General features: G+C 61.3%; 18 protein-coding genes. 3 read left to right on the top strand and 15 right to left on the bottom strand.

Annotated elements, in window-relative coordinates:
- Positions 1-10: 10 nt before the first annotated feature.
- Positions 11-865: an OmpA/MotB family protein gene (locus tag HK439_RS19275; RefSeq protein WP_190293108.1), complete on the top strand. Its 855-nt coding sequence runs from the start codon at positions 11-13 to the stop codon at positions 863-865.
- A gap of 6 nt (positions 866-871) precedes the next feature.
- Here HK439_RS19275 and HK439_RS19270 read toward each other — a convergent pair whose 3' ends face one another.
- The 10 genes from HK439_RS19270 to HK439_RS19225 all read right to left on the bottom strand — a co-directional run bounded on the left by HK439_RS19270 (position 872) and on the right by HK439_RS19225 (position 12210).
- Positions 872-1351, bottom strand: a complete 480-nt coding sequence (locus HK439_RS19270) for an NfeD family protein (protein ID WP_190293107.1) — start codon at positions 1349-1351, stop codon at positions 872-874.
- Positions 1348-2343, bottom strand: a complete 996-nt coding sequence (locus HK439_RS19265; protein WP_190293106.1) for an SPFH domain-containing protein — start codon at positions 2341-2343, stop codon at positions 1348-1350. Before HK439_RS19265 ends, HK439_RS19270 begins: the two co-directional genes overlap by 4 nt.
- Positions 2344-2502: 159 nt before the next feature.
- Positions 2503-3576 (bottom strand): ferrochelatase, encoded by a 1074-nt coding sequence (gene hemH / locus HK439_RS19260; protein ID WP_190293105.1) that lies wholly within the window; start codon positions 3574-3576, stop codon positions 2503-2505.
- 157 nt (positions 3577-3733) lie between these two features.
- Positions 3734-4972: a phenylacetate--CoA ligase family protein gene (locus HK439_RS19255; RefSeq protein WP_190293104.1), complete on the bottom strand. Its 1239-nt coding sequence runs from the start codon at positions 4970-4972 to the stop codon at positions 3734-3736.
- 29 nt (positions 4973-5001) lie between these two features.
- Complete coding sequence (locus HK439_RS19250) at positions 5002-5844, bottom strand: ABC transporter ATP-binding protein (protein ID WP_190293127.1); 843 nt, start codon at positions 5842-5844, stop codon at positions 5002-5004.
- 73 nt (positions 5845-5917) lie between these two features.
- A complete protein-coding gene (locus HK439_RS19245; protein ID WP_190293126.1) occupies positions 5918-7243 on the bottom strand; it encodes an ABC transporter substrate-binding protein in 1326 nt (441 codons plus the stop codon).
- Positions 7244-7353: 110 nt separating this feature from the next.
- Complete coding sequence (locus tag HK439_RS19240) at positions 7354-8430, bottom strand: branched-chain amino acid ABC transporter permease (protein WP_190293103.1); 1077 nt, start codon at positions 8428-8430, stop codon at positions 7354-7356.
- Positions 8431-8434: 4 nt separating this feature from the next.
- Complete coding sequence (locus tag HK439_RS19235) at positions 8435-9388, bottom strand: branched-chain amino acid ABC transporter permease (RefSeq protein ID WP_190293102.1); 954 nt, start codon at positions 9386-9388, stop codon at positions 8435-8437.
- An 18-nt stretch (positions 9389-9406) separates the two neighbouring features.
- Positions 9407-10219, bottom strand: a complete 813-nt coding sequence (locus HK439_RS19230; RefSeq protein ID WP_419247597.1) for an ABC transporter ATP-binding protein — start codon at positions 10217-10219, stop codon at positions 9407-9409.
- An 8-nt stretch (positions 10220-10227) separates the two neighbouring features.
- Positions 10228-12210, bottom strand: coding sequence for an AMP-binding protein (locus HK439_RS19225; protein ID WP_190293100.1), 1983 nt, complete (start codon positions 12208-12210; stop codon positions 10228-10230).
- Positions 12211-12471: 261 nt separating this feature from the next.
- Here HK439_RS19225 and HK439_RS19220 point away from each other — a divergent pair, with 261 nt between their 5' ends.
- Positions 12472-14433, top strand: coding sequence for a PAS-domain containing protein (locus HK439_RS19220; protein WP_190293099.1), 1962 nt, complete (start codon positions 12472-12474; stop codon positions 14431-14433).
- Positions 14430-15173, top strand: coding sequence for a response regulator transcription factor (locus HK439_RS19215; RefSeq protein ID WP_190293098.1), 744 nt, complete (start codon positions 14430-14432; stop codon positions 15171-15173). Before HK439_RS19220 ends, HK439_RS19215 begins: the two co-directional genes overlap by 4 nt.
- Before the next feature lie 8 nt (positions 15174-15181).
- On the opposite strand, the gene HK439_RS19210 is transcribed toward HK439_RS19215, so the two are convergent.
- The 5 genes from HK439_RS19210 to HK439_RS19190 all read right to left on the bottom strand — a co-directional run bounded on the left by HK439_RS19210 (position 15182) and on the right by HK439_RS19190 (position 22258).
- On the bottom strand, positions 15182-16753 hold the full coding sequence (locus HK439_RS19210) for a TRAP transporter large permease (protein WP_190293097.1): 1572 nt from the start codon (positions 16751-16753) through the stop codon (positions 15182-15184).
- A complete protein-coding gene (locus HK439_RS19205) occupies positions 16750-17259 on the bottom strand; it encodes a TRAP transporter small permease subunit (protein WP_190293096.1) in 510 nt (169 codons plus the stop codon). The genes HK439_RS19210 and HK439_RS19205 overlap by 4 nt, the downstream gene beginning before the upstream one ends.
- 99 nt (positions 17260-17358) lie before the next feature.
- Positions 17359-20022 carry a TRAP transporter large permease subunit gene (locus HK439_RS19200; RefSeq protein ID WP_190293095.1) on the bottom strand — a complete coding sequence of 888 codons (2664 nt, stop codon included), beginning with the start codon at positions 20020-20022 and terminating at the stop codon, positions 17359-17361.
- A gap of 18 nt (positions 20023-20040) precedes the next feature.
- Positions 20041-20961 carry a TRAP transporter small permease subunit gene (locus tag HK439_RS19195; RefSeq protein ID WP_209011937.1) on the bottom strand — a complete coding sequence of 307 codons (921 nt, stop codon included), beginning with the start codon at positions 20959-20961 and terminating at the stop codon, positions 20041-20043.
- Between the two features lie 196 nt (positions 20962-21157).
- A complete protein-coding gene (locus HK439_RS19190) occupies positions 21158-22258 on the bottom strand; it encodes a TRAP transporter substrate-binding protein (RefSeq protein WP_190293093.1) in 1101 nt (366 codons plus the stop codon).
- Positions 22259-22390: the final 132 nt, after the last annotated feature.

The following is a 22390-nucleotide window of genomic DNA, read 5'->3' as shown; positions in this document are numbered from 1 at the left end:
AAACACGGCTATGGCGAAAAAGAAGCAGCAGAGCGGCGGTGGCGCACCGGACTGGCTGGTCACGTTCGCGGACCTGATGTCGCTTCTCGTGTGTTTCTTCGTTCTGATCATTTCCTTTTCAATCCAGGACAAGCAAAAGCTGCAGGTCGTGGCCGGCTCCATGCGCGAAGCCTTCGGCGTGAAGGAAACCTCCAAGCGCACCGGCATTATCGAAGTCGAGGGCATCCCGGTCCGCGACTACATGAGGCAAGTGACCCAGGTTCCCCAGGAACTGGATTCCGACTTCGCCCAGGAACGTCACGACAACCGCCAGAAACAGGGTCCGGAAGCCAATACCTATGACACGCTGAAGGCGGACATCGAAAAGCCGCGCCAGTTCGCGACCGCGGCCGCGTCGCTGCGCCAGGCCTGGCAGGAGATGCCGGAAATCACCGAGATCTCCAACAATATCATCATGGAAGAAACCCCTGAGGGCCTGAACATCATGCTGGTCGACCAGGACGGCCGCTCCATGTTCCGCGAAGGCTCGAAATACCCCTACGAGACCACCCGGCGGCTGCTCGCCAAGATGGCTCCCGTCATCGCCAAGATGCCGAACCGGGTGGAAATCACCGGACACACAACGGCCGGCAAACAGTCCGTCGACCCGACCTATACCGGATGGGACCTCTCCGCGGAACGCGCCAACGTGGCCCGTCAGATCCTCAACGAATACGGCGTTCCCGACGAACAGTTCTATGCGGTCATCGGCAAGTCCGATACGGAGCCGCTGTTTCCCAACGACCCGTATCTGGCCGCGAACCGGCGCATCGGCATCCTCCTGAAAGCCGAAGCGCCGCCGCTTCCCCCCGGCCACAGACCGTAGGGCCGTTCAGGACGCCTTTTTCGGAATATCCGTTTCCGCGGGTGAAACGACAAGCCGCGCACCGTCGATGCGTTCGACCGTGACGGTCGAACCTGCGGGAAGGTCCGGCCCCGTGATACGCCACACGGTATCGTCGATCGAAAGCTGACCAGAGCCCTGTTGCAGCGGCGTCTTCAGGACGAACCGCCGGCCGATATAGCGGCTGCCGCGCCGGTTAAGGCCCGGATCGCCGACCTCCGACGACATCCTGGACATCAGATATCGGCCCCCAATGAGGCTGACAAAGGACAGGACCAGGAAAATCACCAGGCTCGTCTGCCACGACAGGTCGACGAACAGCGCGAGCGTCCCCACCAGGATTGCGGATATCCCGAACCACAGGAAGACGGTTCCCGGCGCCAGCACCTCAAGGCCGATCAGGATGAGACCGATGACCCACCAGTTCCAGGGCCCGAGCTCCAGAACGATCCGTTCGATAATGCTCACGCGTCATCTCCAGCCGGCGTTGATCCGGTATCGGGAACCCGCCCGGCGGATCGGCTTTCCTTCCTGTCGGTTCCGAAGGCCTCCTTGGCGATCTCGCCGATGCCGCTGAGACTGCCGAGCAGCGAAGACGCCTCCATCGGCAGGATGAGGGTCTTCTGGTTCCGGGAGTTCGCCAGTTCGCGGAAAGCCTCGACATATTTGTTGGCGACGAAATAGTTGATCGCCTGGACATTTCCGCTGGCGATCGCATCGCTGACCATTTTCGTCGCCTTGGCTTCCGCCTCGGCTTCGCGCTCACGCGCTTCCGCGTCGCGGAACGCGGATTCCCGGCGCCCCTCGGCTTCCAGGATCAGCGACTGCTTCTCTCCTTCCGCCTTCAGGATTTCCGACTGACGTTTTCCTTCGGCCTCGAGAATGGCCGCGCGCTTGTCGCGCTCCGCCTTCATCTGGCGGGCCATGGCGTCCACCAGATCCCGGGGCGGGTTGATGTCCTTGATTTCGATCCGGGTGACCTTCACGCCCCAGGGTTCGGCCGCCGCATCCACGACCCGCAACAGCCGGGCGTTGATTTCATCGCGGTTCGACAGCAGTTCGTCCAGATCCATCGACCCCATGACGGAGCGGATGTTCGTCATCGTCAGATTGAGAATGGCGTTCTGAAGACCGAGAACTTCATAAGCAGCCCTGGCCGCATCGAGAACCTGATAGAAGGTGATGCCGTCGGCGGTGACGGTGGCATTGTCCCGGGTGATGACTTCCTGCGACTCGACATCGAGCACCTGCTCCATCATGTTCAGCTTGTGGCCGACCCGGTCGATGAAGGGAATGATGAAATTCAGCCCCGGGGACAGGGTCTTCCGGTACTTTCCGAACCGCTCGATCGTGTAGTTGTAGCCTTGAGGGACGGTCTTGACCCCGGCGAAAATCACCAGAATGACCACGAGCAGGACGATAATCAGAACGATATCGAACCCAAACAGATTTTCAGGCATTCAATTCTCCCGGGACCGCAAGGCACATGCCAGTTTTATTTTCGTCAGTATGCCCAAGCTTTTAAAGCCGCACCAGTCCAAGAATGATGACGCTCAAAGACAAAAGCGGAAGCCGGTCACCGGCTTCCGCTTTTGGAATGCATCGGTAGTCTGAAGGGCCTAGAGCCAGCCGCCCAGTTCACGGCGGACCACATGCTCAATGACGTCCATTCCCAGGTCGCTATCGTTCAGGCAGGGAATATGGCTGAAGTTCTCGCCGCCGTTTTCCTCGAAGATCTCTGCGGCTTCGCCTGCGATTTCCTCCAGGGTTTCCAGGCAGTCGGCGACGAAACCCGGGTTCATCACCGCGATATTCTTCACCCCGTCCTTCGCCAGCTGCTCCACCGTCTTGTCCGTATAGGGCTGGAGCCATTCCTCCGGCCCGAAGCGCGACTGGAACGTGATCCTGAGCCTGTCCTCGTCCCAGCCGAGCACGTCGCGCATCAGCCGGGTCGTTTTCTGGCAGTGACAGTGATAGGGGTCGCCGCGTTTGAAATAGGACTGCGGGATGCCGTGATAGGAGGTCAGCACCAGATCCGGCTTAAAATCCAGCCCCGCCAGATGCCGCTCGACCGATTTCGCCAGCGCGGTCACATAAACCGGATCGTCATGATAGGGCGGAACCGTGCGGATGGCAGGCTGCCAGCGCATCTCCAGCAGTGCCCTGCAGACTTCGTCGTTTACGGTCGCCGTCGTGGAGGCCGAATATTGCGGATAGAGCGGAAACACCAGGATCCGGTCGCATCCGTCCGCCTTCAAGGCCTCCAGCCGGGATCGAATCGACGGCTGGCCGTAGCGCATGGCCCAGTCGAACTGCAAGCGGCCGCCGTCGTCGCCGATCCGGCCCGCCAGCTGTTCCGACTGGCTGCGGGTGATGGTCCGGAGCGGGGACTCATCCTTTTCCCGGTTCCAGATCTCCTCATAGGCCTTGCCGGATTTCCCCGGCCGGGTCATCAGCACGATGCCATAGAGGATCGGATACCAAAGCGCCTTCGGCCATTCGATCACCCGCTTGTCGGAGAGAAACTCGCGCAGGTAGCGGCGCATCGGCCAATAGGACGTCCCGTCCGGGGTGCCCAGATTGACCAGCAACACGCCGACACGGCCTGTCTTCACCGGAGGGTGTCCGGCCGGCAGATGGACCTTGCGCATCTCTTGTTGTTTTTCGGGCAACGACGTCGATTGATCGGTCATGGTCTGTCCGTTGAAGTGGGGCCTGCGGCAGAGCTACGCGCCGGCCCATGGGCCGGCGCGTCGAAAACTCTACGCGTGCACGCAGCTTTTAGATCATACCGATTCCAAATTAAACCCGGCCGCAACGGCCAGCCGGCAGCGAAAGCCTCGGAACGTCCTAGCCGTACTCCCGCTCGTCGGAAATCACCTTGCCGTCGTTCGGCAGTGCACCCGGCGAGACGATCTCCACTGCCCCCTTCAGCCGGGTCACGTCCCGAAGTGTCGCGCCGACCCGATCCGCCAGGTCGGCGGCCGGATCTGCCGCTTCGACCGCGAGCGTCATCACATCCGCTTCCCCGTCACGACCGACGGTCAGGCGCGCCCTGGAAATCTCCCCATGGGTCTTCACGATTTCCGCGATCTGGGCCGGATCGACGAACATGCCCTTGATCTTGGTTCGCTGATCGGCGCGGCCCATCCAGCCGGCAATGCGCCGGTTGGTCCGCCCGCAGGGCGAGGCGCCCGGCAGCACGGCGGAAAGGTCACCCGTTCCGAAGCGGATCAGCGGATAGACCCGGTTGAAGGCGGTCACGACCAGTTCGCCGACCTCGCCGTCCGCGACCGGCTCGCCGGTTCCCGGGCGCACGATCTCGACGATATAATCCTCGTTGACGATCATGCCTTCGCGCGCCGCGCTCTCATAGGCAATGACCCCGAGGTCCGCCGTGGCATAGCACTGGCTGACGCGAATGCCTCTTGCTTCGTACTCTTCCCGCAGGGAAGGGAACAGAGCGCCGCCGGAGACCAGCGCCGTCTTGATGGAGGAAACGTCCCTCCCCTGTTCGGCACCGCGGTCGAGCAGGATTTTCAGATAATCCGGCGTGCCGATGAAAGCGGTGGGCTTGAGCACCTCGATGGCCTCGACCTGCATGTCGGTGTTGCCGACACCGGCCGGAAAGACGGTGCACCCGAGCGCCCTTGCGCCATGGTCCAGAATGAAGCCGCCCGGCGTCAGGTGGTAGGAAAAGGCGTTGATCACCACTTCCCCCTTGCGCACACCGGCGGCAAAGAGCGCACGGGCGCCGTTCCACGGGTCGTCCCCCGACGCCTGGGGTTCCCAGATCGGCCCCGGCGACATGAACACCCGTTCCACACCGGCAAGGGAGCCGGCCAGGAAACCTCCGAACGGCGGCTTCTCCTTCTGCCGCAGCAGAAGATCCGATTTCCTGAGGACGGGGAGCGACGCCAGCGCATCGCGGGAGGCGACACCTGCCAGGTCATGGCCCTGCAGATGCTCCGCCCATCCCGGCGCACCGGCCACGGCATGGCTCAGGAATTCCGGCAATTTGGCAAAAAGTTCCGCCTCGCGCTGAACGGGATCTTGCCGTTCGCGCGCATCAAACATGTCGTCGCTCATGATCGTCTCCGCTTCCCCGGGGAAAATCCCTAGGCCAACCAGCGTTTCCTTCGCTTGTAGTGCTTGACGTCCCGGAACGATTTGCGTCCCTCGCCGCCGACACCCAGGTAGAATTCCTTCACGTCCTCGTTTTCCCGCAGTGCCTTGGCTTCGCCGTCGAGCACAATCCGGCCGGACTCAAGAATGTAGCCGTAGGTGGCGTATTTCAGCGCCACGTTCGTGTTCTGCTCCGCAAGCAGGAAGGACACGCCTTCCTGGTCGTTGAGCTGCTTCACGATTTCGAAAATCTCTTCCACAAGCTGCGGCGCCAGCCCCATCGACGGCTCGTCGAGCAGGATCATCTTCGGCCGGCTCATCAGCGCCCGGCCGATGGCGCACATCTGCTGTTCACCACCCGACGTGTAGCCGGCCTGGCTTTGCCGGCGCTCCCTCAGACGCGGGAAATAGCGGTACACCATCTCCAGATCGTCGCGGATGGCGGTAGACCCGTCCTTGCGGGTATAGGCGCCCGTCAAAAGGTTTTCCTCGATCGTCAGGTGCCCGAAACAATGGCGCCCTTCCATGACCTGGATACAACCGCGGCGCACGAGATCGTTGGGTGAGAGAGCCTGGACCTCTTCGTTTTCAAAAACGATCTTGCCCTTGGTCACCTCACCCCGTTCCGCACCGAGCAGGTTGGAAACGGCCTTCAGCGTGGTGGTTTTCCCGGCGCCGTTCGCGCCAAGCAGAGCAACAATGCCGCCCCTCGGGATCGTCAGGGAGACCCCCTTCAGAACCAGGATCACGTGATCGTAGATCACCTCGATGTTGTTCACCGACAGGATCGTGTCTTTCGATCCGCCCGTCGCCACATCCGCTTCAGGTCGCGCCATATCCAGGGTCGACATTTTGAAAATTCCTCCGGAAACTGTCCCGCCGCCGGTGGCGGCGGGACGAACGACCCGATCAGTTCGGGCAGGGTTCGGTACGTGCCGGCCAGGGAGCGTTCTTTTCCGCATAGTCCTTGGCGGCCGCTTCAAGCAGCGGACGGACAACATCCGTCATCGGCTCGAACCAGTCGGTGATCTTGTTCCACTTCGCGCCATCCCACTGCTGGATGAACACCGGCTCGGAACCGGCGTGGTCCTCACAGGTGATCTTCATCGGATGGGCAAAGCCGTCCAGGCCGATTTCCTTCAGGCGCTCGGCCGTCAGGTCCAGGCTTTCCAGACCGATCCGCATGTCTTCGCCGGTCAGGACCTTCTTGCCGGTCTTTTCCTGCGCGGTACGGATCGCTTCGGCAACCATCATGGCGTTCAGAACACCGCGGTTGTAGAGCGTGCTGCCGACCATTGCCTTGTCGGTCTCGGATTTCCCGGCATCGATCACATACTTCACGATGTCCTGGATTGCCGGATACTCGGTGCCGACACCGGAGAAGTTCATCGCCTTGTAGCCCTTGGCACCGGCACCGCCTGCAGCGGCATCGTCATCGCCGGCCGACCACCAGACGCCAATGAACCGGTCCATCGGGAAGCGGGTCTTCACGGCTTCCTTGACGGCGGTCGGGTTCATCGCGCCCCAGCCCCACATGACCATGTAGTCCGGACGGTCACGGCGAACGTTCAGCCACTGCGAAGACTGGTTCTGCATTTCCTTGCCCGGAACCGGGTATTGCAGCAGCTCGAAGCCGTATTTCTTCGCCAGGTCTTCCAGAAGCGGAATCGGCTCACGGCCATAACCGGCATCGAGGAACAGGTAACCGATCTTCTTGCCCTTGAGCTTGTCGAGACCACCTTCCTGGTGCGCGATGTACTTGATGACCACGGAGGCACCGTCCCAATAGGTGTCCGGCGCATTGAAGATCCACGGGAAGACGTTGCCGTCAGCCGCGGCCGACAGGCCGTAGCCCATGGACAGGACCGGGATCTTGTCGACGGAAGCCTTCGGGATCAACTGAAGGGTGATACCGGTGGAATACGGATTGTAGACCAGCGCGCCCTTGCCCTTGGTGGCTTCGTAGCACTCAACGCCCTTTTGCGCGTTGTAGCCCGTTTCGCACTCCTCGACATTGAGCTTCACGCCGCCAATGCCGCCGTCGCGTTCATTGAGCATGGCGAAATAGTCGGACATGCCGTTCGCGATCGGAATACCGGAACCGGCATAAGGACCGGTCCGATAAGTCAGCAGCGGAATGTAGTTGCTGTCTTCAGCCGCTGCCTGCTGCACAAAGCCCGAAGAGCCAAGCGCAACAGCGACGGCGGTGCCAAGCGCAAATTGCTTGAAGTTCATCATGCATTTCCTCCCTTGCGGCATCGCTCTGGTTCGAGTGCCGCCGGACCCGTTGCGCCATCCTCCCCGGACAGGTCCGTTGTCCGGATGGCGTGCCTGAATCTTGCCGCTCAGTAGGGGAACGGCCAGACTCTCAGCTTCTGCTTTCCGATCTGCCAAAGCCGCGCGAAACCGTGCGGTTCGACAATCAGGAAGAAGATGATCAGTGCGCCGACGATCATGAACGTCAGATGTTCGACCGTCTCCGCAGGAATGTCGATCCCGAGCGTTCCCGGAATGAATTTCAGGAACACCGGCAGGATCCAGATAAAGGCGGCGCCCATGAAAGAGCCGCCCAGGCTGCCCAGCCCGCCCAGGATCACCATGAACAGGATCTGGAACGACAGGGTGATCGAATAGGACGAGGGCTCGGCCGCGTTCAGCCAGAAGAACACCATCATCGCACCGGCGACGCCGCAGATGTAGGACGACACGCCGAAGGCGAGCAGCTTCGTCTGCAGCGGACGGATACCCATCAGTTCGGCGGCGATGTCCATGTCGCGGATCATCATCCACGACCTCCCGATCCGGCCGCGCAGGACATTAGCGACCAGCAGCGCAATCACCACCGTGATCGCCAGGACGACGAAATAGCGCGCCAGCGGCGTTGCTTCCGCGCCGGAGACCGTGATGCCGAACATGTCGCGTTTCGGGATCTCGATGGCGCCCGACGCATTGTAATTGTAGAGCCACGGAATGCGGATGAAGCACCATTCCAGGAAGAACTGTGCCGCCAGCGTCGTCACGGCCAGATAGAGCCCCTTGATGCGCAGGGACGGCAGGCCGAACACCGCACCGATGGCCGCCGAGAAAAACCCGGACACCAGCACCAGGAAGATGACGTTCACATCGGGGAAGATGGACGTCAGCTTGTAGGCCGCATAGGCGCCGACCCCCATGAAGGCGCCCGATCCCAGGGAAAGCTGTCCGGCGAAGCCGGTCAGCACATTGAGCCCGATCGCGGCCAGTGAAAACACCAGGAACGGGATCATGATCGACGTCAGGAAGAAGTCGTTGGCGGTCAGCGGGATCAGCACAAAGGCGATCAGGAGCAGCACCGCAATGCCGATCCGGTCCTGCCGGATCGGAAAGAGCGACTGGTCCGCCTCGTAGCTTGTCTTGAATTGGCCGGCTTCGCGATAAAACATAATCCTAAACTCTTTCGATGATTTTTTCGCCGAAGAGACCCTGCGGCCGGAACAAGAGGAAGATCAGGGCGATGATGTAGGCGAGCCAGGATTCGATCCCGCCGCCGACCAGTCCGCCCCAGTAGATTTCACCGATCTTCTCGCCGAAGCCAATGATCAGCCCGCCGATGATCGCGCCGGGGATGGACGTGAAGCCGCCCAAGATCAGAACCGGCAGAGCCTTGAACGCCACGATCTCCAGGGCGAAGGACACGTCGGAACGCGCCCCCCACATGATGCCCGTGGCAAGCGCGACCAGACCGGCCGCAAACCACACGATGGCCCAGATCTGGTTGAGCGAAATGCCGACCGACAGGGCGGCCTGGTGATCGTCGGCCACGGCCCGGAGCGCCCGGCCGATCCGCGTCTTGTTGAAGAAGATGGCAAGCGCGGTCACCATGATGATGGCGATCAAGGCAGCCGCGATGTCGATATGCTGCAGGATGACCAGACCGCGTTCGCCCATTTCAAACGCCGTCGATCCGGTCGGAAGCCCGAGCTGTTCCGCGATCATCTGCTTCGGCTCGCCGCCGAAGACGAACTCGCCGAAGCCGACGAGGAAATAGGTCAGGCCGATGGTCGCCATGAGCAGGATGATGTCCGGCTGGTTGACCAGCGGACGCATCACGACCCGTTCGATCCCGTAGGCCAGGATCCCCATGACGACGATGGTCAGGAGCAGCGCAAGATAGGCCGGTATCCCGTGTTCGTGCAGGCCGACCAGGGTCAGGCCGGCGAACACCACCATGATGCCTTGCGCGAAGTTGAAGACGCCGGAGGCCTTGAAGATCAGGACGAACCCGAGGGCGATCAGCGCATAGAGGATCCCGGTCACGAACCCTTCCCACAGGACCTGCAGGAAGAAGTCCGGCATTGTGACCATCTGGACAAAGGGATCGATGAAGATGTCATACAGCATGAATGTCGTTCCCTTTAATCAGTGGCTCACGCCGAGATAGGCGTCGATCACGGCCTGGCTGGCCTGAACCTCTTCAGGCGGCCCGTCTGCGATCTTCTTGCCGTAGTCGAGAACGACGACACGGTCGGACAGGTCCATGACCACGCCCATATCGTGTTCGATCAGGGCGATCGTGGTCCCGAACTCCTGGTTCACATCCAGGATGAACCGGCTCATGTCCGCCTTTTCTTCCAGGTTCATGCCCGCCATGGGCTCATCGAGCAGAAGAAGGTCCGGTTCCATGGCCAGCGCCCGGCCCAGTTCGACGCGCTTCTGCAGGCCGTAGGGCAGGCGGCCGACCGGCGTTTTCCGGATCGCCTGGATTTCCAGGAAGTCGATGATCTCCTCGACCTTCTTGCGGTGTTCGATTTCCTCCTCGCGTGCAGGCCCGTACCACATCATTTGCCAGAAGAAGTTCTTGCGCATCTTCAGCGAGCGGCCCGACATGATGTTGTCGAGCGTCGTCATGCCCCGGAACAGCGCCACGTTCTGGAAGGTGCGCGCGATGCCCTGGCTCGCGGCCTCATAGGGTTTCATCTTCCGCCGCACCTGACCCTGCCAGGTGATGGTGCCCACCTGCGGATGATAGAAGCCGTTGATCACATTGAGCATGGAGGTCTTGCCCGCCCCGTTCGGCCCGATGATCGCGCGGATCTCCCCCTTCTTGATATCGAAGGAAATGTCGGTGATCGCTTTCACGCCGCCGAAGGACAGGGACACATTGTCCACGCGCAACAGGTCTTCGCGCTCCGCTGTCGGGGCAGCCACCTGCGGCATTTCCTCACTCGTCATGATGGCATTCATTCAGCCGCCTCCTGAAGGCCAGACGCTTCGTGCGCGGGCATGTCCCGGATTTCCACGGTCGCTTCGATCGCACCGACCCGGCCATCCTCGAAGGTGACTTCCGTCCGCACATGTTTGGATGTCGAGCCGTCATAGAGCGCCTCGATCAGCGGAGCATAGCGCTCCGCAATGAAGTTGCGGCGGACCTTCTGGGTGCGCGTCAGCTCGCCGTCATCCGCATCCAGTTCCTTGTGCAGGACCAGGAAGCGGCGGATCTGGGCGCCTGCCATCATCGGCTCGCTCGCAAGGTCCCGGTTCACCTGATCCACGTGCTCCTGGATCATGGCATAGACCTGGGGATGGGCGGCAAGCTCCTGGTAGCTGGCGTAGTTGACGTTGTTGCGCTCCGCCCAGGACCCGACCGCCGTCAGGTCGATATTGATGAAGACCCCGACCCGGTCCCTGCCATCGCCGAAGGCTACCGCCTCCTTGATGTTGGGGAAGAACTTGAGCTTGTTCTCGATGTATTTCGGTGCGAACAGGGAGCCGTCGTTCAGCTTGCCGACGTCCTTTGCCCGGTCGATGATCTTCAGATGGCCGTTCTCGGCGATAAAGCCGGCATCGCCGGTATGCACCCAGCCTTCTTCCGTCTTGGTCGACCGGGTGGCTTCGTCGTTCTTGTAGTAGCCGACGAAGACGCCGGGAGAGCGGTAAAGCACTTCGCCGTTTTCAGCGATCTTCAGTTCGACCGAAGGCGCCGGCTTGCCGACGGTGTCACCGTAGATTTCACCGTCCGGCTGCAGTGTGATGTAGACGCTCGCTTCGGTCTGACCGTAGAGCTGCTTCAGATTGAGCCCGAGGGCGCGGTAGAAGCGGAAGATTTCCGGTCCGATCGCCTCGCCCGCCGTATAGCCGACCTTCATCCGGGTCAGCCCCATCCGGTTCTTCAGCGGTCCGTAGACGAAGAATTCCCCGAGCCGGTAGAGGAGCCGGTCCTTCAGGGAGACGCTTTCACCGTTGAGGATCTTCTCCCCCGAACGGCGGGCCACGCCCATGAAATAATCGAACATCCGGCGCTTGGTTTTCCCTGCGTCCTCCATGCGCACCATGATCGACGTCAGCATGCTTTCGAACACGCGCGGCGGGGCGAAGAAATAGGTCGGCGCGATCTCGAGCCGGTCGACATCGATGGTATCGAGGCTTTCCGGACAGTTCACGCAGTAACCTGCGGTGAAGGCCTGTGCGAGGGAAAACACATGGTCGCCGATCCAGGCCATCGGCAGATAGGCCAGGACTTCCTCATGCTCGTCCAGATGATCGAACGCATTGGCGTTGCGCGCGGAGATGATGAGGTTGTCGAAGGACAGCATCACGCCCTTGGGCCGCCCGGTCGTGCCGGACGTATAGAGCATGACGGCAATGTCCGATCCCTTGGCCGGGGCGAACCCGTCTTCCCAGGCCTTTTCCGTGCCCGGGTCCTTTTCCAGGACCTTGCGGCCAAGGGCCTGTACCGCGGCGAAATCATGCAGATGCGTATGATCGTAGTCGCGCAGGCCCCGGGTTTCGTCGTAGATGATGTCCTTGAGGGTCGGGACTTCGCTGTCCATGGACAGGAGCTTATCCACCTGCTCCTGGTCCTCGACGACGGCGAACGCCACCTCGGCATGGCCGAGAACATAGGCCATCTCCTCGGCGACGGAATCCGCATAGACGGGAACCGGTACGGCACCGATCGCCTGCGCGGCCACCATGGACCAGTAGAGCCGGGGCCGGTTGGCGCCGACGATGGCTACCTTTTGTCCCTGCTGGAGGCCGAGTTCTTTCAGACCGAGCGACAGATCGCGGATATTGTCCCGCACTTGCGTCCAGGTCCAGCTCTGCCAGATCCCGAAATCCTTTTCCCGAACAGCAGTTCGGTCTCCGAAGACCTTCGCATTATGCAGAAGAATCTTCGGAAAGGTGTCCCCGCCGCTCGAAGCGGCGCCGGCCAACCCTGCCATAGCGTGTTCATCCCTTTAGAGCCGCCCCGTTTTCCGGGGTCGATTTATGCGTCCATGAAACTACCCGTTCCCATTTGCTTCAAGCCATTTTTTCAAAAATGGTTTTCGCAGGGCGGAACCGTCAGCCTCCGGACAGGCAAACGCTAAGCAGCATGGATTACGCCAATATGTTTCAATTGTAACAAAATGTGTCACGTGACCGTAGGGCATCATCCATAAAAGGAACTAGCCAATGCAGAAGCAGCGAAATAAAGTTTCGCTATGGAGGAAACGGCGCAACTTCAGGCTCAACTCGACCTGCTTCAGGCAGCGCTCGACCACGTCAACCAGGGATTTTCGGTCTTCGACGCGAACTTGCGGCTGGTCGCCTGGAACCGCGGCCTCTGGGAGATGCTGGACTTTCCGCAGGAACTTGCCCACAGGGGCACCCACCTGGAGGAATTTCTGCGTGTGAATGCCGAACGAGGCGAATACGGCCCGGGAGATATCGAAGGCAAGATCCGGCGGAGGGTGGACCGGGCATGGCTGTTCGAACCCCATTATTTCGAACGCGTCAGGCCGAATGGCCAGGTTATTGCCATCAGCGGAACCCCGCTGCCGCAAGGCGGCTTCGTCACCATCTACACCGACCTCACCGAAGAAAGACAGCGCCAGGAAAAACTGGAAAAAACGGTCGAGGAGCGCACCCGAGCCTTGCGTCAGAGTGAGGACTGGCTGCGGCTGGTGACGGACAACATTCCGGCTCTGGTCGCCTATCTTGCGCCCGGCCCCGTCTACCGTTTCGCCAACCGCCGTTATGCGGAATGGTTCGGCCAGTCCGTGACCTCGATCGCAGGCCGTTCGGCCCGGGAAGTCATCGGCGAAGAGCTCTACGGGGAAATCGGCCCGCAGATCGACCGGGCCTTCGAGGGTCACGTCGTTTCCTATGAATACACCCGCACCCGCCCGGACGGCTCGCTGGCCTATATGCGCTCCACGATCATTCCGGACATGACCCTTGACGGACGGACGCTCGGGATCTTCGTGCTTTCGCTCGATGCCACCGAACAAAGGCGCAGCGAAGCGACCTTGCTGCAGTCCCAGCGGATGGATGCGGTCGGCAAGCTGGCCGGCGGGCTGGCCCATGATTTCAACAATCTGCTCACGATCCTGATCGGCAACCTGCTCAGCCTGAACCGGAAAGAAGGCATGATCGCCGCCGAAACCCTCAGGACCCATCTTGCGCCGATGCTTCAGGCAACCCAGCGCGGGGCCGATCTGACCCAGCGCCTGCTGGCCTTCAGCCGCGGTCAGGCGGTCGATCCCAAGGTCGTCCCGCTCCGCCAGGTTCTGAACAACATCTCCAGCCTGCTGATGGGATCGCTTCCCGCCCCGATCACACTGCGGATCGAACAGCCCGTACCCGATCTCGCCGCGCGTATCGATCCGACACAGATGGAAACCGCGCTGATCAACCTTGCCTTCAATGCCAGGGACGCCATGCCCGACGGCGGCACGCTCGAAATCCGTCTCGAAGAGCAGGTCCTCGACCAGCGCGGAGCCGAAGAGCTGTCCGTCCCGCCCGGACGTTATGCGGTGCTGGTCGTCAGGGACACCGGCGTCGGAATGGATGAAGACACCCGCCTGCGCATCTTCGAACCGTTCTTCACCACCAAACCCTTCGGCACCGGAAGCGGGCTCGGACTGTCCATGGTCTACGGCTTCATGCGCCAGTCGGGCGGCGCCGTGGATATCATCTCCGACCCCGGGGCCGGCACGGAATTCCGCCTGTATCTTCCGGCCAGATCCCTGCCGGACGTGGCGGTGGAAACCGTTGACCTCGACGCCCTTGGCCAAACCGGAAATCTTCGCGGCAACGGCGAACTGCTGCTGCTGGTGGAGGATAACCCGGACGTCGCGGCGGTGTTGACGGAAGAACTGGCCGGCCTTGGTTATTCGGTGCTGCTTGCGGAAAACGCCGAGGATGCCCGTATCCTCGCGGTTGAACTTCCCGATCTGCGCGCCGTCCTGAGCGATATCGTCATGCCGGGCCAGATGAACGGACTGGCACTTGCCAAGGAAATCAGGACGAAACGGCAAGACCTCGGCATCGCGCTGATGACCGGCTATGCCGATTGGGGCAGCCTGGACGCCGACCTGCCGGACTGCGAATTCCCGGTCCTCGCCAAACCCTTTCAAACCGACCATCTCGCTCTGACCTTGAGGCAGATACTCACGTCATGACACATCAGGAATATCGCAACGGGAGCATTGACCCGGCGGCCAGACCTTCCCTGGTTTTCATCGTCGACGACGAGCCGGACATCTGCGCCCTGCTGGTGGAAAACATGACCCCCTTCGGAATGACGACCCGGGTGTTTTCCCGGGCGACCGACATGCTCGATGCACTCACCCTGGAGAAACCGGATGCCTGCCTGATCGACCTCGGCCTTCCGGATATCGACGGCATGACCCTCATCAACGAGGTGCGCAAGAAATCCTCCGTGCCGATCCTTGTCCTGAGTGCGCGCAGCCATTCCTCAGACCGGGTCATGGGCCTTGAAATGGGCGCGGACGACTATGTGGTCAAACCCTTCGACCCGCGCGAAGTCGTGGCCCGCATCCGCTCGATCCTGAGACGGTCCGCAAACCGCCCCGCTGAGACCGTATCGGAGGACAAGGCCCGGTTTGCCGGCTGGACCTATACCCCCGGCTCGCACTGCCTCACCTCAGCGGATGGAGAGGAAACCTTTCTCTCCACCGGCGAGGCCCACCTGCTGGAGGCGCTGCTCAGGGCGCCCAAGCGCGTTCTCACCCGCGACTATCTGCTGGAACACGGCGGCCGAGATGAAAGCCTGGACCGGTCGATCGACGTCAGGATTTCCCGGCTTCGCAAGAAACTCTGCACGCCGGATGTTCCCACCCTGATCCGGACCATTTACGGCTCGGGCTACATGTTCGCCGCCAGCGTCGAGTGGAAATAGGTCATGGCTCAGGGGTAAAGCCGGCCGGGCAGCCAGGTCGCCAGGGCCGGCATCCAGTAGATCACCACCAGGACCAGAAGCTGGATCGCGACGAACGGAACAACCCCGCGGTAGATGTCCATCGTCCGGACCGACGGGGGAACAGTCCCGCGCAGATAGAACAGTGCAAATCCGAACGGCGGCGTCAAAAAGGACGTTTGCAGATTGACCGCCATCATTACCCCCAGCCACGCCGGCGACATGAGCGAGCCGTCCGCCATGGGCATCTGCAGAAGAACCGGGGCGACCAGCGGCACGACGACGAAGACGATTTCCAGAAAGTCCAGGAAGAAGCCGAGCACGAACATCACGCCCATGACCGCCAGCATGGCGCCAAGCGTTCCGCCCGGCAGGGACGACAGCAGCGACGTGACTGTCTCGTCGCCGCCGAGGTCTCGAAAGACGAGCGAAAAGATCGTCGCGCCGATCATGATGGCAAACATCATGGCGATCATTTCGACCGCCTTCAGGACGATTCCGGTCAGGCTTCCGTTCCGCTGCAGGACCCATAGATTGGCCAGAAGACCGGCAAACAGTCCGAGACTGGCCACAATCGCCGCGAGGACCGCCAGGGTGCCTGCAACACCGTCCGCCTTCATGGCGGCGAGGCTGAGCAGGCCCGCAAGGACAAGCGCCGACAGGCCGGGAAGCCCGAGCGGGATCGTCAGCGACTTTGACGACCGCGCCCCGGCAATCACGATGGCGCCGGCAGCCCCGAGGGCGGCGGCTTCCGTCGGCGTCGCAATGCCGGCCAGAATGGACCCGAGCACGCAGACGATCAGGACAAGCGGCGGGACGAGGCTGATCAGCAAACCACCCCAGCCCGGTGTGGGGGTAGCTTCCAGTTGTTGCCGGAAGGCATCCCGGTCCGCCTTCCGGCTTGCGGCAAACAGCTGGTAGATCATGTAGAAGCCGACCAGCACCAGCCCGGGCAGGACGGAGGCTGCGAAAAGATCCGCGACGGAAAACGGCTCGGGCGCGAAATGGCCCATGTCCCTCAGGGCCGATTGATAGGCATTCGACAGCTGGTCGGCCAGGAAGACGAGTACGATCGACGGCGGAATGATCTGTCCAAGCGTCCCGGCGGCTGCGATGGATCCGCAGGCAAGGCTCGGCCGGTAGCCGTTCTTCAGGAGCGTCGGCAAGGCGAGCAGGCCCATGGTGACCACGGTCGCGCCGACAATCCCGGTCGAGGCCGCCAGCAGAGCGCCGACAAGGGTGACCGACAGGCCGAGACCGCCGGGAAGCCCGCGCAGCAGCCAGCCCATCGCGAGCAGCAGGTCCTCGGCGACTTTCGACCGTTCCAGCACGAACCCCATGAAAATGAACAGCGGAACGGCGATCAGCACCTCGTTGGTCACCACCCCGTAGATCCTGAGCGGAATGGCGCCGAGCGATGGCGATATTCCTGCCAGATATCCGAAAAAGGCAAAAAGCACTCCGGCGCCGCCGAGCGAAAACGCCACCGGAAAGCCGGCCATCAAGAGCACACAGACCGCGCCGAGCAGCAGCAGATCGAGATGTCCGGCGAGAAAGGTCATTGACGGCTTTCACCCGTCATCAGCGCGCCGAACGCCCGGACGGCGAAGGCGAGGCCCTGCAGCCCGAGCAGCAGGGAAAAACACAGGATCGATGTCTTCAGCAGAAACACCGTCGGCAGGCCGGACGGCTGCGGAGAGCCTTCCAGAACGGACCAGGACGCGGCGACAAACGGCAGGCTTTTCCAGAAGATCAGCACGCAGAGCGGCAGGAGGAATACCAGCGCGCCCGTCAGGTCGATCAGCGCTTTCACGCGCGGCGCCGCGGTCTGGTAGAAAATGTCGACGCGCACATGGACGTTGTTGAGCAGGGCAAATCCGGCGGCGAAAAGCGCAAGCCCCACATGCAGGTAGAGAACGCTTTCCTGCATCCACAGATAGCCGATGTTAAAGACGTAGCGCAGCAGGACGACCAGGACCTGGATCAGAACCATGGCCAAGAGAAACCCGCCGGCAAGCCGGCCGGCCGCGCGGTTGAGACTGTCGATCCAGGTCAGATAACGGGCCATGCAGAAATGCAGCCATACCGATCGTTGATGACGAGGCCCCACGAGAAACGGGGGAAGAGTGACCTCTTCCCCCGCATCATAGTCAACTTCCGCTGAAAATCAGAAGTTCAGCGAAATATCGCGGTGCGGCGACAGGCACGCAGCCACATCAAGCGCCATATCCTTCGGCAGCCGCGGCTGCGAGCGAAGTCCGATATTGTACTTGATCGCCTCGTCATAGGCGTTCAGTCCGGGCAGGAGCTCGGCCTCGCCCTTCTTGCGCCACTTGAGGTCTTCCGCCAGGGCCGCCAGGGACTTGTCGACCTCGGCGACCGCCTTGTCGGGCTCAGGCGACTTGCTGCGCATGATCTTGCGTGCGTCGGTCAGGCCCTTGCGGATATCGCTGGTTCCATCGACATCGCTGACCATGGAACGGACATCCTCGATGCGCTTGACCGCCGCTTCCGGTTCAAGGTTGCGGATATCGTCCTTCAGGGATGCGATTTCCGTTTCCAGTCCCGCAAGCTGCTCGGCACCGCCGAGAATCTTGCGGACCTCCATGATCGGCTCATAGGCGCTGTCCACGGTCCTGCGGTAAGTCAGGCGTGCCTTGTTCTCCGCATTCTGAACCGCCGAGAAGGTCTTGTGGATGTCTTTCCAGCCGTCGGGGATCTGGGCCATCAGAGCATCGTGCTCTTTCGTCAGGCCTTCGATCTTTGCCTTGGCCTTCATGCCCCGTTCTTCCGAATAGACGCCGTTCGGACCCGAGCGTGAGACGATCACTTCAAGGTCCTTGATGTGCGCTTCGATGCGTCGCGCATCCCGCTCCAGCGCCCGGACTTCGTCATGGATCGGCCGATAATCGACGGCAGCGTCCTCCACGGCCTTTTCCGCGGTGAAGATGTCATCCATCAGCGGAATGGCCTTTTCCGCATTCTCGTATCCGGACTGCAGCTTCTTCTGCAGATCCTTCGGCAGATAGCTGATGTCGAGATTGGATGCGGTCTTGATGGCGCTCATGATACCGTCGCCGTTCGTCTGGTACTCGTCATGAACGATGTTTTCCAGGCAGTACTGCAGCTTCGGGTTTTTCGGCGGTGGTGCGGTCTCCGACAGCAGGGACACGCGGTTCGGCAGGTAATTCACCAGCGACGGGTACTGCCCGACGATCACCAGAGCCAGAAGCTGCAGGGCGATAAAGGCGATAACGCCCTTGTACATGTCGATCGTCTTCACCGCAGCCGGTGCGACACCGCGCAGATAGAACAGCGCGAAGCCGAACGGCGGCGTCAGGAACGACGTCTGGATGTTCAGGCCGATCATGACCCCGAGCCACACCGCCGTTACGTTGGCGGACGGATCGGACAGCAGGATCGGCGCGACAATCGGCACGACAACCACCGAAATTTCGATGAAGTCGAGGAAGAAGCCGAGGATGAAGATCACCAGCATCACGACGATGAACTGGGCCCAGAAGCCGCCCGGCAGGCCAAGGAGGAACTCCTTCACCAGTTCCTCGCCGCCGAACCCGCGGAACGAGGCGGTCAGCATCGCCGCGCCCATCAGAATGATGAACACCAGCGCCGAGGTCTTGGCGGTTTCCACCATCACCCCGCGCAGCGTGTCTTCGAATACCAGCGTTCTCCAGCCGCTCCAGACAAGCGCCAACAGGAACAGCGTAACGGCGATCAGGGCGACGATGATCGCGACCACGTCGTCACTCGTTTCGATGCGCTTGATGTTGATGGTGTGGAAGCTGAGCGCGACGGCGATCGCCAGAATGGCGAGGATCGCGATGATTGCGGGCGTATAGGCCCCGCGCTTGCCTTCGCGCAGCCGGTAGCCGGCCATGACCATTGCACCGACAGCGCCGATGGCGCCGGCCTGGTTCACGGTTGCCACGCCGGCGATGATCGAACCCAGCACCAGGAAGATCAGGGCCAGCGGCGGCACGAGCGTGATCAGCACCTTGCCCATGAACTTGCGGTTGAATGTGCCGGGCTCATGCACGGCAGGTGCCGCGCTCGGCTTCAGGAAGGCGAAGCCGAGAATGAACAACATGTAGAGGCCGACGAGAACCAGACCCGGAATGAAGGCGCCGAGGAACATTTCGCCGGCACTGGTCGACACGACCGAGAAGTCCGACGGCATGGAGATTTCGCCGGTCGCCGCCTTGTAAAGGTTCTGGCGCAGCGTACCGGCCTGGTCCACCGCACTTGCCAGCTGGTCGGCGAGAATGATCAGCACGATCGAGGGCGGAATGATCTGGCCCAGCGTACCGGATGCGGCAATCGTACCGGTCGCCAGCGGCACCGAGTACTTGTTACGCATCATGGCCGGCAGGGAGATCAGGCCCATCGCGACGACCGTAGCGCCGACGATACCGGTGGTCGCGGCAAGAAGGGCCCCCACGAAAACGACCGAAATGCCGAGACCGCCCGGAACCGGGCCGAACAGCTTCGCCATGGTGACGAGCAGGTCTTCGGCGATCTTGGACCGCTGCAGCATGATCCCCATGAACACGAACAGCGGAATGGCGATCAGCGTGTCGCGTTGGGCCTCCCAATAGACCCCGCGCAGGTTGGTGGTACCGGCGCTCAGCCACTGGCTGGGCCCGCCCTGGGCGAAGAAGGCATCGACGTTACCGGCAAACAGGTAGCCGGTAAGGGACGCGATCGCGATGGTGACGATGGCGGCGCCTGGCAGTGCGAAGGCCACCGGAAAACCGGAGCCGAGAGCCGTTGCCATCACCACGACGAGAAGAACGAGAAAGAAGAGTTCCATAGAAGTGTCTCGGCTCAGCTACTGGACGGCATGAGAGGAATGGTCATGACCGCCGGGTTCCCCGCGGAGATCAGCGACAGCGTCGAAGAAATAGCTGACGAACTGGATCATCATCGACACGGCGAAGACACCCAGGAAACCGGCCATCAGGTATTTGACGTAAAGACCGAAGCCCGCCTGCGTGACTTCATAGGACAGCATCGGGCTGTTGATGATGTTCGACTTGCCGCCCATGCCGACAATCAGAATGACCCAGCACAGCGATACGCCGAACACGATCGACCCGATGGCGTTGACCCAGCCTTTCGTGCGCGGAGCGAAGTTCGTGTAGAACACGTCGACGCGCACATGCCCCTCTTCCAGCAGCGTGTAGGCACTGGCGAACAGGAACAGCGCGGCATACCAGAAGCGAACGAGGTCGGCCATGAAGGCCTGTTCGTAGGAGAAGATGAAGCGGCCGATAACGATCAGAAGTTCGGCGACCACCACGAACAGCGCCAGCCAGTAGAACCCGAGCGTGCGCGTAAAGGCGGCCAGAACGAACGAAAAGGCGATCAGGGGCATGTGAACGACGGCGCCGCGCCACTGCGACCGGCCGAGGTCCGCCGCCAGATCCTTGCCGACGACGCCTTCCAGGAACCCTTCCACACGAAGGAAGGAAATCACCATGTCGGCCAGGCCGACAAACAGAACGGCCCAGAACATCGCGCGGATCAGATAGGCGTTGAAGTCGCTGATGCGCTTGCTGTCCTCGCGAAGCGTCGTTTCGCTTCGCGCCACATAGGTGACCGCCAGAACCAGGAGAAGGACATAGACACCAAGCTGGGCCCAGGACCAGGCAATCGGCATGGAACCGTTCGCGGCTCCCCCGAATATCGGGGCGACGCCCGGCAGATCCTGCCAGTAGTTCAGGTAATTGTTGACAAGGAACGCTGCCATAATCGCAAGGATGGCCCAGCCGAAGATGCGAATTGCATTCTGGCTTGTACTGGAGCTTCCCCGTCCGGATTGCTTGGCAGACACGTCGTCTTGAACGCTGTCCAAGGCCGTCATCGTGGCGATGCCTTCATTCTTTTTTGATTGTAACGAAATGGGGACGGGAAAATTCCCGTCCCCTTAGTCCAGTCAGACCGTCTTAGGACGGAATGCCCAGGAAGCGGTTGCGCTTCTGGCTGTAGGCGACGTCGGAAATAGCCATCCAGCTACCGATGTCCTTGCGCGCAGCGACAACGCTTTCGAAGATCTTCTTGGAAAGCGGATCGTGATCCATGGCTTCCTGAAGAACTTCCTGGGAAGCTTCACCGAAGGCGTCGTAGATCTCGTCGGAGAACTCGCGCAGCTGGACGCCGTGCTCGTTGATGAGCTTGTCCAGGTAAGCACCGTTGTTGGCGTTGGTTTCGGCCATGGTGCCGCCGTTTTCTTCCGCGCAGGCTGCCTTGATGATTTCCTGGTCGGTCTTCGACAGGCCATCCCAGAACGCCTTGTTCATGCCGATTGCGAGCTGAGAGCCCGGCTCGTGCATGCCCGGCCAGTAGTAGTACTTGGCGGCTTCGTAGAACTTCATGAAGTAGTCGTTGTACGGACCGACCCACTCGGTTGCGTCAACGGCACCGGAAACAAGGTTTTCGTAAATCTGGCCGCCCGGCAGGGAAACCGGAGATGCGCCGAGCTTCGCCATGACGTCGCCGCCAAGACCCGGAATACGCATCTTCAGACCCTTGAGGTCGTCAGCGGTGTTGATTTCCTTGTTGAACCAGCCGCCCATCTGAACGCCGGTGTTGCCCATGGCAAGGTTCTTCAGGCCGAACTCGCCGGCGAGTTCGTCCCACAGTTCCTGACCGCCCGCATAGCGGATCCAGGCATCCATTTCGGTGTAGGTCAGACCGAACGGAATAGCCGTGAAGGCTGCCCAGCCCGGATGCTTGCCCTTCCAGTAGTAGTCAGCGCCGATATAGGCCTGAGCGTTACCGGAAGCGACCTCATCGAAGGAGTCGAACGCGCCAACGCGCTCGCCTGCGGCGAAGTACTGCGTGGTGATGCGGCCTTCGGTCAGTTCGGTGATGCGTGCTGCAAGACGCTGTGCCGGGATACCCAGACCCGGAAAGTCCCGTGGCCAAGTCGACACAATCACCATTTCCTTGGTCGACTGAGCGATAGCCGGTGCGGCAAGCGTGGATGCAGCAACGACACCACCAGCGCCGAGACCGGCCTTTTTGATAAACGAACGACGATCCATTAAATACTCCTCCCAAATCGGACATGAATCCAACCGGCGCCTACACTTGCACCGATCTTCGAGTATGTCTAGGTGAAGAAAAAGGCATCGCGCTATTCGTGGTTCTGCGCAATAACTCAGTAGTACTACTGA

It is taken from the genome of Roseibium aggregatum (assembly GCF_014692675.1).
GTDB lineage: Bacteria > Pseudomonadota > Alphaproteobacteria > Rhizobiales > Stappiaceae > Roseibium > Roseibium aggregatum_C.
Note: the sequence above shows the minus strand (reverse complement) of the source record. Positions and strands in the feature narration are given on the sequence as shown.

What these genes read in the sequence shown, in the direction of transcription:
- HK439_RS19275 (WP_190293108.1), top strand. Translation starts at nt 11, where the DNA reads ATGGCGAAAAAGAAGCAGCAGAGCGGCGGTGGCGCACCGGACTGGCTG.
- HK439_RS19230 (WP_419247597.1), bottom strand. Translation starts at nt 10,219, where the DNA reads ATGACGAGTGAGGAAATGCCGCAGGTGGCTGCCCCGACAGCGGAGCGC.
- HK439_RS19240 (WP_190293103.1), bottom strand. Translation starts at nt 8,430, where the DNA reads ATGTTTTATCGCGAAGCCGGCCAATTCAAGACAAGCTACGAGGCGGAC.
- HK439_RS19220 (WP_190293099.1), top strand. Translation starts at nt 12,472, where the DNA reads ATGGAGGAAACGGCGCAACTTCAGGCTCAACTCGACCTGCTTCAGGCA.
- HK439_RS19215 (WP_190293098.1), top strand. Translation starts at nt 14,430, where the DNA reads ATGACACATCAGGAATATCGCAACGGGAGCATTGACCCGGCGGCCAGA.
- HK439_RS19245 (WP_190293126.1), bottom strand. Translation starts at nt 7,243, where the DNA reads ATGAACTTCAAGCAATTTGCGCTTGGCACCGCCGTCGCTGTTGCGCTT.
- HK439_RS19250 (WP_190293127.1), bottom strand. Translation starts at nt 5,844, where the DNA reads ATGGCGCGACCTGAAGCGGATGTGGCGACGGGCGGATCGAAAGACACG.
- HK439_RS19190 (WP_190293093.1), bottom strand. Translation starts at nt 22,258, where the DNA reads ATGGATCGTCGTTCGTTTATCAAAAAGGCCGGTCTCGGCGCTGGTGGT.
- HK439_RS19210 (WP_190293097.1), bottom strand. Translation starts at nt 16,753, where the DNA reads ATGACCTTTCTCGCCGGACATCTCGATCTGCTGCTGCTCGGCGCGGTC.
- HK439_RS19255 (WP_190293104.1), bottom strand. Translation starts at nt 4,972, where the DNA reads ATGAGCGACGACATGTTTGATGCGCGCGAACGGCAAGATCCCGTTCAG.
- HK439_RS19200 (WP_190293095.1), bottom strand. Translation starts at nt 20,022, where the DNA reads ATGGAACTCTTCTTTCTCGTTCTTCTCGTCGTGGTGATGGCAACGGCT.
- HK439_RS19225 (WP_190293100.1), bottom strand. Translation starts at nt 12,210, where the DNA reads ATGGCAGGGTTGGCCGGCGCCGCTTCGAGCGGCGGGGACACCTTTCCG.
- HK439_RS19195 (WP_209011937.1), bottom strand. Translation starts at nt 20,961, where the DNA reads ATGGCAGCGTTCCTTGTCAACAATTACCTGAACTACTGGCAGGATCTG.
- HK439_RS19265 (WP_190293106.1), bottom strand. Translation starts at nt 2,343, where the DNA reads ATGCCTGAAAATCTGTTTGGGTTCGATATCGTTCTGATTATCGTCCTG.
- hemH (WP_190293105.1), bottom strand. Translation starts at nt 3,576, where the DNA reads ATGACCGATCAATCGACGTCGTTGCCCGAAAAACAACAAGAGATGCGC.
- HK439_RS19235 (WP_190293102.1), bottom strand. Translation starts at nt 9,388, where the DNA reads ATGCTGTATGACATCTTCATCGATCCCTTTGTCCAGATGGTCACAATG.
- HK439_RS19205 (WP_190293096.1), bottom strand. Translation starts at nt 17,259, where the DNA reads ATGGCCCGTTATCTGACCTGGATCGACAGTCTCAACCGCGCGGCCGGC.